We start from the raw sequence: 15,790 nt of genomic DNA, 5'->3' as shown, positions 1-15,790 counted from the left end.
CGTCCGTCCCACGCCGCCGTCCTGGAGGCCCCGTTGTTCACATCCGTCGACGACGTCTCCGCACGCCTCGCCGAGACCGGCTACCTCGCCTCCCCCGCCGTCGCCACGACCGTCTTCCTCGCCGCCCGGCTCGGCAAGCCGCTCCTGGTGGAGGGCCCGGCCGGTGTCGGCAAAACGGAACTCGCCAAGGCCGTCGCCGCGGTGGCCGGGGCGCGGCTCGTCCGCCTGCAGTGCTACGAGGGCGTCGACGAGTCCCGCGCCCTGTACGAGTGGAACCACGCCAAGCAGCTCCTGCGTATCAGCGCGGGCCGCGACGAGACGTGGGACGAGGCCCGTACGGACATCTTCAGCGAGGAGTTCCTGCTCACGCGGCCACTGCTGACGGCGATCCGGGGCGACGACCCGAAGGTGCTGCTGATCGACGAGACCGACAAGGCGGACGTCGAGGTGGAGGGCCTGCTGCTGGAGGTGCTCAGCGACTTCCAGGTGACCGTCCCCGAGCTGGGCACGATCACGGCGACGCGGCGCCCCTTCGTCGTTCTCACGTCCAACGCGAGCCGGGAGCTGTCCGAGGCGCTGCGCCGGCGCTGTCTCTTCCTGCACATCGGCTTCCCCGAAGAGGAGCTGGAGCGCCGGATCGTACGGCTGAAGGTGCCCGGCCTCGACGAGGCGCTGGCCCGCTCGGTCGTCCGGGTCGTGGGCGCACTGCGGGCGATGGACCTGCGCAAGGTGCCGTCGGTCGCCGAGACCGTCGACTGGGCGCACACCCTGCTCGCGCTCGGGGCCGACTCCCTCGACGAGACGGTCGTGCGAGCCACGCTCGGGGTGCTCCTCAAGCACCAGGACGACGTCCTCAAGGCCTCGGCCAAGCTCGACCTGGACGCTCTGTGACCACGCCGGCGGGCGTCGCCGAGCGGCTGACGTCCCTGGTCGGGGCGCTGCGCGCGCACGGCATGCGGATCGGCACCGGCGAGAGCGTCGACGCGGGCCGGGCGGTCGAGGAACTGGGCCTCGCGGACCGGGAGCTGCTGCGCGAGGGGCTCGCGGCGACGCTGCTGCACGGGCCCGGGCAACGGCAGGTGTTCGACCCCGTCTTCGACCTCTACTTCCCGCGCGGCGTCGGCGGCCCGGAGCAGCCGACGGCCGGGCGGGAGGACCTGCGGGACCGGCTGGCCGACGCCCTGACCGCCGACGACCGGGCGATGCTGGGCCGGCTCGCGATCGAGGCGGTCGACGGTTTCGGCGGCTACGGTTCCTCGCCGGAGTCGGACGGCTGGTCGTCGTACCAGACGCTCGAACGGCTGCGGCCCCAGACGCTGCTGGCCCGGGTGCGCGACAACGTCCGGGGGCAGGGCGGGAGCCAGGGCTTCGCGGACCGGCTGCTGGAGGACGAGATCCGGCGGCGCATCGACGTCTTCCGCGCTCTGGTGGCGGCGGAGGCGCGGCGGCGGGTCGCCGAGCGGCGCGGCCGGGACGAGATCGCCCGGCGGGCGGTGGCCCCGACCGCCGACCGGGTCGACTTCCTGTTCGCCGGGCAGGACCGGCTGGCCGAACTGCGCAGGACGGTGCAGCCACTTGCCCGCAAGCTCGCGACCCGGCTGGCGGCCCGGCGCCGTCGTGCCTCGCGTGGCTCGATCGATCTGCGGCGGACCCTGCGCGGTTCGCTGTCGACGGGCGGGGTGCCGATGAAGCCGGTGCTGCGCAGACGGCGTCCCATGCGCCCCGAACTGGTGCTGCTGTGCGATGTGTCGGGGTCGGTCTCCGGCTTCTCCGACTTCACGATGCTGCTGGTGCAGGCGCTGCACGACCAGTTCAGCAAGGTGCGGGTGTTCGCCTTCGTCAACCGGATCGACGAGGTGACCGGGCTGCTGGAGCGCGGCCGGGCCGACCCGGAGGGACTGAGCAGCCGGATCCAGGGAGAGGCCGCGGTCACGGGCTACCACGGCAGCAGTGACTACGGCATGGCGCTGGGCGAGTTCGCCGAGCGGTACGCGGACACGGTCGGTTCGCGCACGACCGTGTTCGTGCTGGGTGACGCCCGCACGAACCGGAGCGACCCGAATCTGCCCGCCGTGCGGCAGATCGCCGAACGTGCCCGCCGTGTGCACTGGCTGAACCCGGAGCAGCGCTCGCGCTGGGGCACGGGCGACTCCGTCGCGCCCGCCTACGCCGAGCTGGTCGCGATGCACGAGTGCCGCAACGCCCGGCAGTTGAGCGCCCTGGTGGCGCGGCTGCTGCCGGTGTGATCAGACGGCGGTGAGCTGCGGGCAGAGGGCGGCCGGGCCCGCCGCGAGCCCGGCCGCGAGAGGTCGCCGGCCAGGACCTCGTGGGCGCCGGACGCGATGCCGTCGAGGGCCTGGGCCGCGACGGAGCCGGCCGTGGACTGGGGGGCGTCGACCCCGGCGGTCAGTCCGTGCCGACGTAGCCGGCATGGAGGCCCGCGACGTCGATGCCGCGCGGCTTCAGGTCCAGGCGCGGCGAGTTGGTCTGCGACCGGAAGGCGGCCTTGGAGGCGGAGCCTCCCTCATGGCTCACAGCGCGGAAACCGACCGGCTCCTATGTCGTGAAGCGTAAACCGATCGGCTTCCGAGAGTGCGGGCAGGACTCGCTACTCCGGCTTCGCGTACTCCTTCGCCGTCTGGCCCTCGAAGTCGTAGACCACGACCTGCTCGTCACCCACGACCCAGGCGTCGTGACCGGGCGAGCAGACGAAGACGTCGCCGGGGCCGACCTCGGACTCCCCGCCGTCGTCCATGAGGATGTGCATGCGGCCCTGCGCCATGAAGCAGTAGTGATGCATCTGGCAGGTCGCGGTGCCCGCGATCGGGGCCACGGACTCCGTCCAGCGCCAGCCTGGCTCGAAGGTGGCCACGGCGAAGTCGAGCTCCGTCATGTGGACGGCTTCGAGGTGGCCGCGGGGGAAATCACGCCGCTCATCGGGCTTGTCGAGCGTCTTCACTTCCAGCATGACGCGCTCCCTTCCGGCCGCGACGCACCGCGGCCGGGGCCGGCCCTCCCCGGCGGTCCTGAACACCGCCGTCGGCGGCCGACCCACACCACTCCATCGTCCGTCCTGCCACCCGGGGCCGCCATTCGGGGAACGTACGCTCAGCCGCCGCTGCCGCACAGTTCGGCGAAGCGCCCGGCGTCGATGTTGCCGCCGGAGATGATCACGCCGACCCTGCGCGGCAGCGTGCCCGCCCGGCCGTTGATCAGGGCGGCCAGCGGGGTGGCGCCGCTCGGCTCGACGACGATCTTCAGGCGTTCGAAGGCGAATCGCATCGCGTCCCGGATCTCGTCGTCACCGACCAGCACGACCTCGTCGAGGAGCCGCCGGTTGACCGAGAAGGTCAGCTCCCCGGGGGTGTGCAGGGCCTGGCCGTCGGCGATGGTGCGCGGGACCGGGATGCTGATGCGCCGGCCCGCCTCCAGCGAGCGCTTGGTGTCGTCCCCGGCCTCGGGCTCGACGCCGACGGTCCGGACGCCGGGGTACAGGCCCTTGGCGGCCGTGGCGCTGCCGGCCATCAGCCCGCCGCCGCCGACCGGCGCCAGCAGGGCATCCACCTCCCCCACCTCTTCGAACAGTTCGAGAGCGGCCGTGCCCTGTCCGGCCATGACGTGCGGATGCTCGTACGGCGGGATGAGGGCGAGGCCGCGCTCGGCGGCGAGGGCCTCGGCGATGGCGACGCGGTCGCCGCTGTAGCGGTCGTACGTGACGATCTCGGCGCCGTAGCCGGCGGTGGCCGCCCGCTTGGACGGCGGGGCGTCCTCCGGCATGACGATGACGGCCGTGGTGCCCAGCTCGCGGGCGGCCAGGGCGACGGCCTGGGCGTGGTTGCCGGAGGAGTAGGCGGCGATACCCCGGGACAGCTGTTCGGGGGTGAGGCGGGAGGCGGCGTTGTAGGCGCCTCGGAACTTGAAGGCGCCCACGCGCTGGAAGTTCTCGCATTTGAGGAAGATCTCGGCGCCCGCGAGCGCGTCCAGGGTGCGGGAGCGCAGTACGGGGGTGCGGTGGGCGACGCCCTTGAGCCGGGCGGCGGCATCCCGGACGTCGTCGAGGGTGACCGGTGGGGTGGTGGTCGTCACGCGGTTCCTCCGGTGGAAGTGTCGTGGGCCGCCCGGGCCCGGGACAGGTAGTTGTAGGCGGAGGCACGGGAGATGCCGAGCCGGGCGGCGACCTGCTCGACGGCGCCGCGCACTGCGAAGACACCGCGGGTGTCCAGACCGCCGAACAGCTCTACGCGTTCCTCCCGGCCGAGCTCCGCCCAACTGCCCCGCTGCCGGGACTGATGGGCGTCGAAGAGGGCGTCGACCACGGAGTCGATGTCGTTGCCGAAGGTGGTGGTCGGCAGCTCCGCCGGGGCGGCGCCGAGCCCGGCGAGTGCGCCGAGCAGGCCGTGGACCTGGGTGACGGCACTGACGTCGACGTTGACGCAGAGGGCGCCGAACACGGCGCCCGTGGAGTCGCGCAGGACCATCGTCGAGGACTTCACCTGCCCCCCGTCACGAGTGCGGGTGACGTAGTTCAGTTCGTCGGCCGCCTCGTCGCCGCGGGCGAGGACGCGCATGCCGATCTCGCTCATCGCCCCGCCTACCGTCCGCCCGGTCACCGAACCGGCCACGGCGACCACCGACTTCTCCGGGTTCCGGTAGTCGTGCAGCACGACCTCGCAGACCGGCCCGAAGGTCGCGGCGATGCCCTCCACGACCGGCGTCAGCGCGGCCAGGATCGCGTCCCGCTCAGCGTTCGTCCCGCTGCCCATCCCGTCTCCTCTCGCACCCCATCACTTTAGACCAAACGTCCAGCACTTGGATAGACAGTCCAGCCCATTCCCAACAGTTGGCAATGGTTTTCACATGACTTCGGCCGGGATCTGCTTCTGACATTCATTCCCATCTAGCGTGATGCCTGCCGAACCCCCTGTGCACGCCCGTCCTGGAGGAGCCATGTCCCTGTCCACGTCCCGCCGCCTCGCGCTGCTGACCAGCGCGTCACTGGCCCTGCTCGCGGGTTGCGGCAGCTCGTCGGACTCCGCCGACGCCAAGAGCGCACCGGCCCGGGTGGCCGTGGTCGCCTCCACGAACGTCTGGGGCGACATCGCCCGGCGCATAGGCGGCGACCGCGTCGATGTCACCTCGGTCATCAGCGACCCCGACCAGGACCCGCACTCCTACGAGGCCGACCCCCAGAACCAGCTGGCCCTGTCCAAGGCGAAGGTCGTCGTCGAGAACGGCGGCGGCTACGACGACTTCGTCGACCGCATGCTGAAGAGCGGGCACAACGACTCCGCCGAGGTGATCAACGCGGTCGAGGTGTCCGGTAAGACCGCGCCCGAGGGCGGGGAACTGAACGAGCACGTCTGGTACGACTTCCCCACCGTCGCCGAGGTCGCCGGCCGGATCTCCGCCGCCCTCGCCAAGGCCGACCCGGGCGACGCCGGCGCCTTCGCGAGGAACGCCGCCGCCTTCAAGGCGAAGCTCGCGCCGCTGGAGGCCCAGGAGGCGCGGATCAAGAAGGCGCACGGCGGTGAGGGCGTCGCCATCACCGAACCCGTGCCGCTGTACATGACCGAGGCGAGCGGCCTGGTGAACCGGACACCCGCGCAGTTCAGCGAGGCGATCGAGGAGGGCGACGACGTCTCCCCGCGCGTCCTCCAGGAGAGCCTCGCACTGTTCAGCGGCAAGAAGGTGAAGGTCCTCGTCTACAACGAGCAGACCTCCGGCCCGCAGACCGAGAAGGCCGAGGCGGCGGCCAAGGCGGCCGGCATCCCCGTCGTGCCCGTGACGGAGACCCTGCCGAAGGGCAAGGACTACCTCGGCTGGATGACCGACAACGTCGACGCGCTCGCGAGCGCGCTGTCCAAGTGACCCCGATACCCCGGCTGGACGGCGAGCCGGTCGTCGCGCTGCGCGCGGCCGCCCTGTCCTACGGCGAGCGCGAGGTGTGGAGCGGTCTCGATCTGGACGTACGGCCCGGGGAGTTCCTGGCCGTGCTGGGCCCCAACGGTGCGGGCAAGACCAGCTTCGTCCGGGCCCTGCTGGGCCGCCGGCCGCTGTCCGCCGGCACGCTGACGGTCCTCGGCCGGCCCGCGCGTCAGGCCGCCCGGCACATCGGCTACGTCCCGCAGCAGGCGGCGCTGTCCGCGCAGGCCATGCTGCGCGCCCGCGACCTCGTCCGGTTCGGCATCGACGGCCACCGCTTCGGGCCACGGCTGCGCACCGGCCCGGTCCGCAGCCGGGTGGACGAGATCCTGGAGTCGGTCGGCGCCTCGGCCTACGCCGACGTCCCGCTCGGCATGCTCTCCGGCGGCGAGCGTCAGCGGGTGCGTATCGGGCAGGCCCTGGCGGCCGACCCCCGCCTCCTGCTGTGCGACGAGCCGTTGCTGTCGCTCGACCTGAACCACCAGCGGGCCGTCACCGAGCTGATCGACGCCCGGCGCCGCTCCCACGGCACGGCGGTGGTGTTCGTGACGCACGAGATCAACCCGGTGCTGGGCCTGGTCGACCGGGTGCTGTACCTGGCCCGCGGCGGCCACCGGGTCGGCACCCCCGACGAGGTGCTGACCTCCGAGTCGCTGTCCCGCCTCTACGGCACCCGGGTCGACGTGGTGCGCGTCCGGGGCCGGGTGATGGTGGCGGGAGCACCCGACGAGACGGCCGCCCCGCCGCACCACCCCGAACTCCAGGAGACGGACGGAGTGCCCTCATGACACTCGCCGACGGGATCTGGCACCAGATCTTCGACTTCACCGACTACGGCGAACTCCTCGCCCTGGTCCGCAACTCCCTCGTCGCCGGTGTGGCGCTGGGTCTGGTGGGCGGGCTGGCAGGGGTGTTCGTCCTGATGCGGGACCTGCCGTTCGCGGTGCACGGCATCAGCGAGCTGTCCTTCGCGGGCGCGTCGGCGGCACTGCTGCTGGGCGCGAACATCGTGGCGGGCTCGATCGTCGGTTCGCTCCTCGCGGCCGGCGCCATCGGCGTTCTCGGGACACGGGCACGGGACCGCAACTCGGTGATCGGCATCATCATGCCGTTCGGCCTGGGACTCGGCGTGCTCTTCCTCGCCCTCTACAAGGGCCGGGCGGCCAACAAGTTCGGGCTGCTCACCGGGCAGATCGTGGCCGTGGACACCCCGCAGATGTCGTGGCTGCTCGGCACCTCCGTCCTGGTGCTGGTGGCCCTGGCGGTCATGTGGCGTCCGCTCGCCTTCGCCAGCACCGATCCGGACGTGGCTGAGGCTCGCGGCGTGCCGGTGCGTGGGCTGTCCTTCGCGTTCATGCTGGTCCTCGGGCTCGCGGTCGCCCTGTCGGTGCAGATCGTCGGCGCGCTGCTGGTGCTGTCCCTCGTCGTCACCCCGGCCGCGGCGGCCGCCCGCGTCACCGCCTCGCCCGTGCTGCTGCCCGTGCTGAGCGTGCTGTTCGCCGTGGCCTCGATCGAGGGCGGCATCCTACTGGCCCTGGGCAGCAGCATCCCCATCAGCCCCTATGTCACGACGATCTCGTTCACGCTCTACGCGGTGTGCCGGGTGGCCGGCCGGTACCGGAACCGGCGGTGGGGGGCGCGGCAGACGGCGGTGCGAGCGGCCTGAGCAGGGCTCACCGTTCGAAGACGACCCGCCCGTCGAACACCGTGAGATCCACTTGCACCTGTGTGATCTCGTGCGGGTCGAGATCGAGCAGCGGCCGGTCCAGGACGCACAGGTCGGCGGCCCGGCCCGGTTCGAGGGTGCCCTTCCAGTCGTCGGCGAAGTCCTGCCAGGCGGCGGTGGACGTGTAGGCGCGCAGGGCGTCGGCGAGCGGCACGCACTGCTCGGGGCCGCTGGGGCGGCCGCTGGCCTTGGATTCGCGCAGCATCATGGAGGCCACGCCCTGGCGCCAGTCGGGCTCGGTGATCGGCGCGTCGGAGCTGGCGCAGACCCGTACCCCGGCGTCGAGCGCGGAGCGCACCGGCCACTGGTAGGCGGAGCGTTCGGGGCCGACGACCTCGTCCATCAGGTCGGAGATGGTCCACTTGATGGCGGGGTTCATGTTGACGCCGTACCCGTGCGCGGCGAGCTTGGCGAGGCCGGCCGGGCTGATGAAGTCGCCGTGGATGACGTAGTGGCGGGCGTCGGGGCGGGGTGCGGCCGTGTTCGCGGCGAGGAAGGCGTCCACCACGAGGTCGATGGCCCGGTCGCCGGTGACGTGCACGCCGAGCTGGAAGCCGGCCTCGTGGCCGAGCCTGATCATCTCGCGCAGTTCGTGCACCTGGAGTGCGGGGGTGTCGCCGTGCACGCACAGGGCGCCGTGGCCGCCGTCCGGGTACGGCTCGTTCATCCACGCCGTGCGGTTGGGCGGCACTCCGTCGGCGAAGATCTTGACTCCGATGGCCCGCAGCAGCCTGGGGTCGGCCGACTCGGGGCGGCGCAGTTCGGCCAGCCCCTTGCGGACGTCGTCGGCGGAGCCGCCCATGGGGGCGGGCAGGAGCAGGACGCTGACGCGGGCCTGGAGTTCCCCGCTCGCGGCGAGGTCGGCGTAGGCGGTCCAGTTGTCGGTGCTGAGGCCGCCGAAGAGGGAGCCTGCCCCGCCGGGGCCGAGGCCGGGCTCGGTGTAGCTGGTGATGCCGCGGGAGTGCAGCTCGCGGATCACGCCCTGGATGGCCCGGCGGCGCTGGGCCCGGGTCGGGGCGGGCAGTTCGGCCTGGACGAGCCGGCCGGCGGCCTCCCGCAGGATGCCGGTGGGCCGGCCGTCGGGGTCGTGGTCGATGACACCGCCGGGCGGGGCCGGGGTGTCGGCGTCGACGCCGCAGCGGCGCAGCGCCTCGGAGTTGACCCACACCATGTGCGAGGAGAAGTCGGTCAGGCAGACCGGGTGACGGGGGGCCACCGCGTCCAGGTCCCGCCGGTGCGGGAAGCGGCCCGGGTCGGCGAGGCACTCGGCGAGGTAGCCGGGGTCCCAGCCCAGGCCGATGATCCAGTCGCCCTCCGGGGTGTCGTGCGCCGCCCGGCCGACGACCGCCGCGATGTCGGCGACGGAACCGACCGACGGGTGGCCGACGTCGAGGGCGAACGGCGGTTTCGTCATGCCGTAGGCGGCTCCGTGCAGATGCGAGTCGTTGATGCCGGGCAGCACGGTCCGGCCGCCCAGTTCGACGATCCGGGTGCCGGGTCCGGCTAGGGCGCGCATCTCCGCGTCGCTGCCGACGGCCAGGATGTCCCGGCCGCGCACGGCGACGCCCTGGGCGACGGAGAACCCGGCGTCGACGGTGAGGACCTGACCGCCGGTCAGAACGAGCGTGGGAGCGGTGTCGCTCACGGATGACCTCATTTCGGTGGGGTGGGCGGGTCAGCGCCCGGTGCGGGGTGCGAAGTAGGCCAGGGCCGCGCCGGCCACCAGCGCGGTGCCCTGGGCCATCTGCTGCCAGAACGTCGGCACGTTCAGCAGGGTCAGGCCGTTCTGCAGGCCGCCGAGGAAGAGCACGCCGAGCAGGACGCCGAGGATGGAGCCGGAGCCGCCGGTGAGGGCGACACCGCCGAGCAGCACAGCGGTGAGCACGGTCAGTTCGAACCCGGCGCCGGAGGTGCCGGCCACCGCGCTGTCCAGCACCGACGCCTTGATGGCCCCGGCCAGGGCGGCGGCCACGCCGGTGGCGACGAACAGCGCGAACGGGGTGCGGCGGACGTGGATGCCGGAGAGGTGGGCGGCCTCACGATTGACGCCGATGGCGAAGACGTGCCGGCCTGCCGGGGTGATGGCGAGGAACAGGGCCCCCGCGGCCAGTACGAGCGCCGCGATGACGACCGGCGCGGCGATCCCGGCGACGCGGGCCCCGCCGATCCAGGCGAAGCCGGAGCCGAAGCCGCTCAGCGGCAGCGGGAACAGTTGCTGCGCCAGGCCGCGTACGGCGGTCAGCATGCCGAGGGTGACGATGAACGCGGACAGCCCGAACCAGCAGCACAGGACGCCGTTCACCGCGCCGACCAGCGCCCCGGCCGCGAGCGCTCCGAGCAGGGCGATGGCGGGCGACTGGTGGTGCTGCCCCGCCAGCCAGCCCCCGACCAGCCCGCCGAGGGCGAGCGTGGAGCCGACCGACAGGTCGAGGTAGCCGCTGATGACGAGCAGGGCCAGCGGGACGGCCACGATGGCGAGGGTCGCGGCGTCGGTGGCGATGCCGCTCAGGTTGGCCGGGTCGAGGAAGCTGCCCGTGGTCAGCTGGAAGACCAGCACCATCGCGACGAGCACGACGAGGAGCGGGTTGCGGCGTACGGCGGCCAGCCCGCCCATGGCGATCGGGCGGGGCCGCGGGAGGACCGGGTCGGCGGTGGTCATGCTGCTCCTTCGGCGGTCAGGGGGTCGTGAACGGCCGACAGCAGGGCCTGTTCGGTGAGTTCGGCACCGGAGAGCTCGCCGGCGATCCGGCCCCGGGCGACGATCAGGCAGCGGTCGGCGAGCGCCACGATCTCCTCGGGGTCGCTGGAGGCGAACAGCACGGCGGTGCCGCGTTCCGCGGCGAGGGTGGACACCACGCGGTAGATCTCCTGCCGTGCCCCCACGTCGACGCCCTGCGTCGGCTCGTCCAGCAGCAGCACGTCCACCTGCCGGGCCTCGTTGATCCACCGGCCGAGGACGAGCTTTTGCTGGTTGCCGCCGGAGAACGCGCCCGCCGGCAGCCGGGGCCGCGCCGGGCGCAGTCCGACGGCCGTGGCCAGCGCGCCGAACACCCGCCGCTCGGAGCTCAACGCCCGTACCCCGAGGCGGGCAAGAGGCTTGACCGACGGGAGCAGCGCGTTGTCCTGCGCGGTCATCGAGGGGAACAGGCCCTGGGCGCGCCGGTCCGCGGGGACCAGCGCGATGCCGGCGGCGAGCGCGTCGGCCGGGCGGGCGGGGGCGACGGTGCGGTCGCCGACGCGGATCGTCCCGGCGGTGGCGCGGCGCCTGCCGTAGAGGGTCTCCAGGATGCGGGTGCGGCCGGAGCCGATGAGCCCGAACAGACCGACGCGTTCGCCTTCGGCGACGGAGAGGCCGACGGGTCCGAAGCCGGGTCCTCGCAGGTCTTCGGCGACCAGACGGGGTGGGGCGGAAGGCCGCGGGGACTTCGCCACGGCCTGCGCCGGCCGTCCCGCGATCGCCTCCACCAGTTCCCGCCGGGTCTGCCCCGACACCGTCGCGTGGTGGGCCACCCGCCCGTCCCGCAGGACGGTGACCGCGTCCGCGAGCCGTTCCACCTCCCCCAGGAGGTGGGTGACGTAGACGATGGCGAGGCCCTGGGTGCGCAGGTCCTCGACGCGCTGCGCCAGGGCGTCGGTCTCCGCGCCGGACAGGGCGGCGGTCGGTTCGTCGAGGACCAGGACGGAGGCGCTGCGGCTGAGGGCCTTGGCGATCTCCACCAACTGGCGCTGTCCCATGGGCAGATCACTCACCCGGTCGCGCGGGGAGCACTTCGCGGCCACCCGCTGAAGCAGCCCGGCGGCGACCTCCTCCTGGGCGCGCCGGTCGATGCGGCCGTGCCGGGTCCACTCCTGGCCGAGGAAGATGTTCTCCGCCACGGTCAGAGCGTCGACCACGCTGAGCGTCTGGAAGATGATAGCCACGCCGGACGCGATGGACTCGCGTGGGGTGAGGCGGGTGTACGACGTCCCGCCGACCTCGATGGTGCCGGCGTCGGGCGGGTAGGCGCCGCCCAGGCATTTGATGAGGGTGGACTTGCCGGCACCGTTGTGGCCGAGCAGGGCGTGCACGTGTCCGGCGGGGACGGTGAGGTCGACACCGTCGAGGGCCCTGACGCCGCCGAAGGACTTCGTCAGGCCGCTGATGCGGAGGTTGGTGGTCGTCATGGCGCCTGCCTAGGCGTTCTGGGCGAGCAGGGCGTCGATCCGGGCGGTGTCGGCGCGCTGGACGAGCGTGATCGGCACCTGGGCGCTGGGATCCGCCTTTCCGGCGGCGACCGCGCGGGGCACCTCCACGATGGCCGCGGCGATGTCCTTCGGTGCGAGGGCGGCGGAGGCCCGGTAGAACGTGCCCTGCTTGACGGCGAGGAGGGAGGGGGCGGAGCCGTCCTGGCCGCCGACGAAGGTCTTCGCGTCGTCCTTCGCCCGGCCCGCCTGCTGGAGGGCCTTGAAGCCGCCGTACGCGGCGGCGTCGGTGACGCCGAGGACGAGGTTGAGGTCGGGGTGCTTGGCGAGGATCGCCTTCGTCTTCGACAGGCCCGTGTCCGGGTCGATGGCCTGCTCCCGCGCCACCACGTCGACGCCGGGTGCGGCCTTGGTGAAGGCGTCGATCATGCCCTTGGTGCGTTCGCGGCCCAGCTCGATGGTGCTGTCCGTGAGGAAGGCGATCTTGCCCTTGCCGCCGAGGTGTTCCTGGGCCCACTTCGCCGCCGCAGCGCCGAGCAGGGTGCCGCCCTCGCGGAAGCTGAACCGGATGTCGGCGCTCTGGTGCTCCAGGGAGCCGCCGTAGGTCACCCAGATCAGCCCCGCGTCGAGGGCCGCCTTCGCGATGGGCTCGGCGGCCTCGAACACCATGGGGAAGGACACGATCGCGGGGACCTTGCGGGCGACCCAGGTGTTGAGGTTGGTGGCCTGGGTGTCGGCACTGGCGTTGTCGCTGGTCGTCAGCAGGGAGATGCCGTGCCGCTGGGCCTGGGCGGTGGAGAGCTTGACCAGCGTGGAGTAGAGCGGGAGCTGGGTGAAGGGGTAGTCGAGGCCGATCTTCGTCAGACGAATACCGCCGGACCGTGAGGGCTTGGCCGAGGCGGCCGTGTTCTCCGGTGCCGAGCATCCGGCGGCGGCCAGCGCGGTGGCGGCGGACAGGGCGAGGAAGTGCCTGCGCGAGGCGGTGTACGGGGGTGGGGTCATGGTGAGGGCTCTCCGAGGGGCGGGCCCGACTGGAGCGGGCGTCCGGCTGTGCCGAACAGGAAAGACCCGCCGGGCCCGCCGCACCATCCGTACAAATACCGACTGCGGGTTCGGCCGGGCTCCGGTGGACACCTTGTGGGACCCGGACGGGCGCCCTATCGTTAGACCCCAAACGACATTGCTGTCCGAGCCGCCCGGAGGCTCGCATGACCAGCCACCACCAGATCGCGGCAGCCGCCCGCATCGGCATGCTCACCCGCGAGCGCGACACCGCCTCGGCCTCCTCGCAGGCCCTGCTCGAACTCGCCCGCGCGCTGCCGCTGGACGCGGCGACCCTGCTCACGATCGACCCGCTGACCGGCTCCCACGTCCAGATCGCGAGCATCGGCTACACCGCCGAGGCCTCGCAGGCCCTCGCCGGAGAGTTCGTCGCCACCCCGTGGTACCGCAACGTCGTACGGCGGGAGCTGCCGCCGTCCATCTCGGAGGACGCAGAGGACTCCGAGGACACCGGTCCGCGTTTCCGGCACGGCTGGTTCTACGCCGAGCGGGTCCGCCCGGCCGGCTTCCGGGACGGCGTCACCGGGGCGCTGCGGCACCGGGGCCGGCTGGTGGGCCTGGTCCATCTCTCCACCGAGAGCGCGAATGCCTACGACACCGACGCGCGGCGGCTGCTCGCCTCCGTGATCCCCGCCCTGGCCGCCTTCGCCGATCCGCTGGCGCACGCCGGTGATCTGCACGGCCTGCCGGACGCGGACGCGGCGAGCCTCGTCACCGGCGACGGCCGCGTCGTCGACCTGCCCGGCCGCGACCGGCCCCGGGTGCTGCGGGAGGAGGACGGGTTCGGTGCGCTGCTGCACGCCTTCACCGGCACGGGCGGTCAGCGGCTGCGGCTGCTGTGGCCGGCCGGCGGAGGCTGGCGCCGGGTCGTTCTGCACCGGCACCCGGCCGGGCCGGGCCTGGCGGCGGACGCGGTGCTGGTGCACGAGACACCCACGGAACTGCCGTACGGGCTGAGCCCCCGGGAGCTTGAGGTACTCACCCGGGCGGCCACGGGGCAGACCAACCAGGCCATCGCGCAGGCGCTGTTCCTGTCCCCGCGGACCGTGCACAGCCATGTCGAGCACCTGCTGCGCAAGACCGGCTGCGTCTCCCGGGCGGAGGCCACGGCGCTCGCGGTGCGGGACGGGCTGGTGCGGCCGGACCCGGACCACCTGGCGCGGTTCGTCGAGCGGTGATCCGGGCCGGGCCTGTCAGGACGTCAGCGCCCCGACGCGCCGCATGACCTCGCGGCAGAACTCCCCCACGCCGTCGGGGTCGTCGATGAACTGGTTCGGCTTGACGCAGAAGGTCGTGAAGCCCTGCTCCAGCTGCTCCGGGATCACCGACAGCGCCGCGCCGAGGTCCGCCGGTGACCGGTCGTCGGGGAAGACGGCCTGCGTACCGCCGATCATCTCCAGGTCGGCGACGTCCCGCCCGGCCGCGGACATCGCCTCCTTGAGCCCCTGAAGGTCCTCGGGCGTGGGCCTGCCGAGCGGGTGGAAGCCGTGGCCGTACGCGACGAGGCGGCGCAGGACCGGTCCGTGCAGGCGCTGGCCGCCGAACCAGAGCCGGGGGCCGTCGGGCCGGTGGGCCTTCGGTTCGAAGTACACGTCCCGGAAGGGGTAGTGCGGCCCGTCGTGGGAGACCGGGGACGGCCCCCAGGCCTTCGCCCAGATCTCCAGGTGCTCGTCGAGGAGCCGTCCGCGCCGGGTGAAGGGCACCCCGAGGGCGTCGTACTCGTCCCTGCTCCAGCTGACCGTCGGCTGCACGACGAGGCGGCCCTCGCTGATCAGGTCGAGGGTGCCGAGTTCGCGGGCGAGCAGCAGGGGGTGGCGCAACGGGGCGAGGACGGCCGCCGCGGCCAGGCGCAGCCGGGAGGTGACGGAGGCGATGGCGGCGAGCAGCAGCAGGGAGTTCGGCCAGGGGGTGTGGGGGTCCTGGTTACCGGGGAGGGCGTAGTCGCGGGGGTTGCCCATGATGCCGGCGGCCGCCGCGTCGGGGCCGAGGACGATGTGCTCGCTGACCATGACCGCGTCGAAGCCGGCGTCCTCGGCCTCGCGGGCCCAGCGGACGGCGGCGGGCAGATCGGCCCGGCCGCCGGTGAGGGTCCAGTTCTCGCTGAGGACGAGGAGCATGCGGGGAGGGCTGGGCATGACGGGTTTTCCTTTCGGCTTCGTACAATTTGAGTCCGAACGACCGGACGGCCCGCGACGGGCCGCCCGTGCGGGAGACGCCGCGACCAGACGAAGGAGCCGCCCGTGCCGGGGCACCGATCCATCACCGAAGCCGAGAAGCTCGCCGCGGCGAAGCTCGGCGGCATCGCGATCCGCCGGGAGCAGATGGCGGCGGTGGCGAACATCTACCGGGCCGCGTCCGCGGTGCGGCAGCACCTGGAGAACTCGGTGCTGCGCGGCTCGGACCTGACCTGGACGGCCTTCGTGGTGCTGTGGGTGGTCTGGGTGTGGGGCGAGTCGGAGACCCGGCACGTGGCAGAGGAGGCGGGGATCTCCAAGGGCACGCTGACGGGCGTGGTGCGCACGCTGGAGTCCCGCGGCCTGCTGCGCCGTGACGGTCATCCGAGCGACGGGCGCCTGGTGCTGCTGCGCCTCACCCCGGAGGGCGAGGAGTTCATGACGCGGGTGTTCCCGGCGTTCAACGAGGAGGAGGCCTTCGTCACCGCCGGGCTCAGCGACGCCGAGTGCCGCAGCCTCGCCGAGGGGCTGCGGAGCGTGGTGCTCCAGGTGGAGGAGCACGGCGAGGAGCGGCGGCAGTCCCTGCTGGGCGGCGCCGAGCCCGCCCCGCGGCGCAGCGGGCGGCGGCCCCGGGCCTAGGGGGCTTCTGATGGATCTCCGCAGCGTCGCGACGCCCGGCACGCACGCTCGCCGCACCGAACGCCGCTCCTTCTCCTGCGGAGAT

General features: G+C 73.0%; 15 protein-coding genes and 1 pseudogene. 7 read left to right on the top strand and 9 right to left on the bottom strand.

The genetic code is table 11. The features are described from left to right. Window positions 1-33: 33 nt before the first annotated feature. Together RFN52_RS36930 and RFN52_RS36925 are read left to right on the top strand one after the other, a co-directional pair. Window positions 34-891, top strand: coding sequence for an AAA family ATPase (locus RFN52_RS36930; protein WP_184853277.1), 858 nt, complete (start codon window positions 34-36; stop codon window positions 889-891). After that, a complete protein-coding gene (locus tag RFN52_RS36925) occupies window positions 888-2,246 on the top strand; it encodes a vWA domain-containing protein (RefSeq protein WP_184853276.1) in 1,359 nt (452 codons plus the stop codon). The genes RFN52_RS36930 and RFN52_RS36925 overlap by 4 nt, the downstream gene beginning before the upstream one ends. Here RFN52_RS36925 and RFN52_RS36920 read toward each other — a convergent pair. The 4 genes and pseudogenes from RFN52_RS36920 to RFN52_RS36905 form a co-directional block, all read right to left on the bottom strand. Beyond that, window positions 2,247-2,517: pseudogene (locus tag RFN52_RS36920) on the bottom strand (Rossmann-fold NAD(P)-binding domain-containing protein); the annotation flags it as partial. 91 nt (window positions 2,518-2,608) lie between these two features. Further along, a complete protein-coding gene (locus tag RFN52_RS36915; protein ID WP_184853275.1) occupies window positions 2,609-2,968 on the bottom strand; it encodes a cupin domain-containing protein in 360 nt (119 codons plus the stop codon). Between the two features lie 140 nt (window positions 2,969-3,108). Then, a complete protein-coding gene (locus RFN52_RS36910) occupies window positions 3,109-4,086 on the bottom strand; it encodes a pyridoxal-phosphate dependent enzyme (RefSeq protein ID WP_184853274.1) in 978 nt (325 codons plus the stop codon). Next, window positions 4,083-4,763 (bottom strand): helix-turn-helix transcriptional regulator, encoded by a 681-nt coding sequence (locus RFN52_RS36905; protein ID WP_184853273.1) that lies wholly within the window; start codon window positions 4,761-4,763, stop codon window positions 4,083-4,085. The genes RFN52_RS36910 and RFN52_RS36905 overlap by 4 nt, the downstream gene beginning before the upstream one ends. Window positions 4,764-4,947: 184 nt before the next feature. On the opposite strand from RFN52_RS36905, the gene RFN52_RS36900 reads away from it, so the two are divergent. From RFN52_RS36900 to RFN52_RS36890, 3 genes are read left to right on the top strand one after another with little or no spacing between them, the layout of a single operon-like run. Continuing rightward, window positions 4,948-5,868, top strand: a complete 921-nt coding sequence (locus tag RFN52_RS36900; RefSeq protein WP_184853272.1) for a metal ABC transporter solute-binding protein, Zn/Mn family — start codon at window positions 4,948-4,950, stop codon at window positions 5,866-5,868. 5 nt (window positions 5,869-5,873) lie between these two features. Continuing rightward, a complete protein-coding gene (locus tag RFN52_RS36895) occupies window positions 5,874-6,710 on the top strand; it encodes a metal ABC transporter ATP-binding protein (protein WP_374050230.1) in 837 nt (278 codons plus the stop codon). Next, window positions 6,707-7,588 carry a metal ABC transporter permease gene (locus RFN52_RS36890; protein ID WP_184853270.1) on the top strand — a complete coding sequence of 294 codons (882 nt, stop codon included), beginning with the start codon at window positions 6,707-6,709 and terminating at the stop codon, window positions 7,586-7,588. The genes RFN52_RS36895 and RFN52_RS36890 overlap by 4 nt, the downstream gene beginning before the upstream one ends. 7 nt (window positions 7,589-7,595) lie before the next feature. Here the strand turns inward: RFN52_RS36890 and RFN52_RS36885 are convergent, their stop codons facing one another. The 4 genes from RFN52_RS36885 to RFN52_RS36870 are packed head-to-tail and all read right to left on the bottom strand — an operon-like array spanning window position 7,596 to window position 12,832. Then, window positions 7,596-9,293, bottom strand: coding sequence for an amidohydrolase (locus tag RFN52_RS36885; protein WP_184853268.1), 1,698 nt, complete (start codon window positions 9,291-9,293; stop codon window positions 7,596-7,598). Window positions 9,294-9,323: 30 nt separating this feature from the next. After that, complete coding sequence (locus RFN52_RS36880) at window positions 9,324-10,307, bottom strand: ABC transporter permease (RefSeq protein ID WP_184853266.1); 984 nt, start codon at window positions 10,305-10,307, stop codon at window positions 9,324-9,326. Further along, complete coding sequence (locus tag RFN52_RS36875) at window positions 10,304-11,812, bottom strand: sugar ABC transporter ATP-binding protein (RefSeq protein WP_184853264.1); 1,509 nt, start codon at window positions 11,810-11,812, stop codon at window positions 10,304-10,306. The genes RFN52_RS36880 and RFN52_RS36875 overlap by 4 nt, the downstream gene beginning before the upstream one ends. Window positions 11,813-11,821: 9 nt before the next feature. Further along, window positions 11,822-12,832, bottom strand: coding sequence for a sugar ABC transporter substrate-binding protein (locus tag RFN52_RS36870; RefSeq protein ID WP_184853262.1), 1,011 nt, complete (start codon window positions 12,830-12,832; stop codon window positions 11,822-11,824). A gap of 206 nt (window positions 12,833-13,038) precedes the next feature. Between RFN52_RS36870 and RFN52_RS36865 the strand changes: the two genes are divergently transcribed. Beyond that, window positions 13,039-14,070, top strand: a complete 1,032-nt coding sequence (locus RFN52_RS36865; RefSeq protein ID WP_184853260.1) for a helix-turn-helix transcriptional regulator — start codon at window positions 13,039-13,041, stop codon at window positions 14,068-14,070. Between the two features lie 15 nt (window positions 14,071-14,085). Here RFN52_RS36865 and RFN52_RS36860 read toward each other — a convergent pair whose 3' ends face one another. Further along, window positions 14,086-15,027 carry a TIGR03619 family F420-dependent LLM class oxidoreductase gene (locus RFN52_RS36860; RefSeq protein WP_184853258.1) on the bottom strand — a complete coding sequence of 314 codons (942 nt, stop codon included), beginning with the start codon at window positions 15,025-15,027 and terminating at the stop codon, window positions 14,086-14,088. A gap of 105 nt (window positions 15,028-15,132) precedes the next feature. Between RFN52_RS36860 and RFN52_RS36855 the strand changes: the two genes are divergently transcribed. Then, window positions 15,133-15,705: a MarR family winged helix-turn-helix transcriptional regulator gene (locus RFN52_RS36855; protein WP_184853256.1), complete on the top strand. Its 573-nt coding sequence runs from the start codon at window positions 15,133-15,135 to the stop codon at window positions 15,703-15,705. The last annotated feature ends 85 nt before the right edge of the window (window positions 15,706-15,790 follow it).

Origin of the sequence: Streptomyces collinus, assembly GCF_031348265.1 — a bacterium.
GTDB classification, from domain to species: Bacteria; Actinomycetota; Actinomycetes; order Streptomycetales; family Streptomycetaceae; genus Streptomyces; species Streptomyces collinus.
Note: the sequence above shows the minus strand (reverse complement) of the source record. Positions and strands in the feature narration are given on the sequence as shown.

Bases quoted from the DNA above. Each gene is read 5' to 3' on its own strand.
- RFN52_RS36915 (WP_184853275.1), bottom strand. From the start codon at position 2,968: ATGCTGGAAGTGAAGACGCTCGACAAGCCCGATGAGCGGCGTGATTTC.
- RFN52_RS36905 (WP_184853273.1), bottom strand. From the start codon at position 4,763: ATGGGCAGCGGGACGAACGCTGAGCGGGACGCGATCCTGGCCGCGCTG.
- RFN52_RS36900 (WP_184853272.1), top strand. From the start codon at position 4,948: ATGTCCCTGTCCACGTCCCGCCGCCTCGCGCTGCTGACCAGCGCGTCA.
- RFN52_RS36890 (WP_184853270.1), top strand. From the start codon at position 6,707: ATGACACTCGCCGACGGGATCTGGCACCAGATCTTCGACTTCACCGAC.
- RFN52_RS36880 (WP_184853266.1), bottom strand. From the start codon at position 10,307: ATGACCACCGCCGACCCGGTCCTCCCGCGGCCCCGCCCGATCGCCATG.
- RFN52_RS36875 (WP_184853264.1), bottom strand. From the start codon at position 11,812: ATGACGACCACCAACCTCCGCATCAGCGGCCTGACGAAGTCCTTCGGC.
- RFN52_RS36870 (WP_184853262.1), bottom strand. From the start codon at position 12,832: ATGACCCCACCCCCGTACACCGCCTCGCGCAGGCACTTCCTCGCCCTG.
- RFN52_RS36865 (WP_184853260.1), top strand. From the start codon at position 13,039: ATGACCAGCCACCACCAGATCGCGGCAGCCGCCCGCATCGGCATGCTC.
- RFN52_RS36860 (WP_184853258.1), bottom strand. From the start codon at position 15,027: ATGCCCAGCCCTCCCCGCATGCTCCTCGTCCTCAGCGAGAACTGGACC.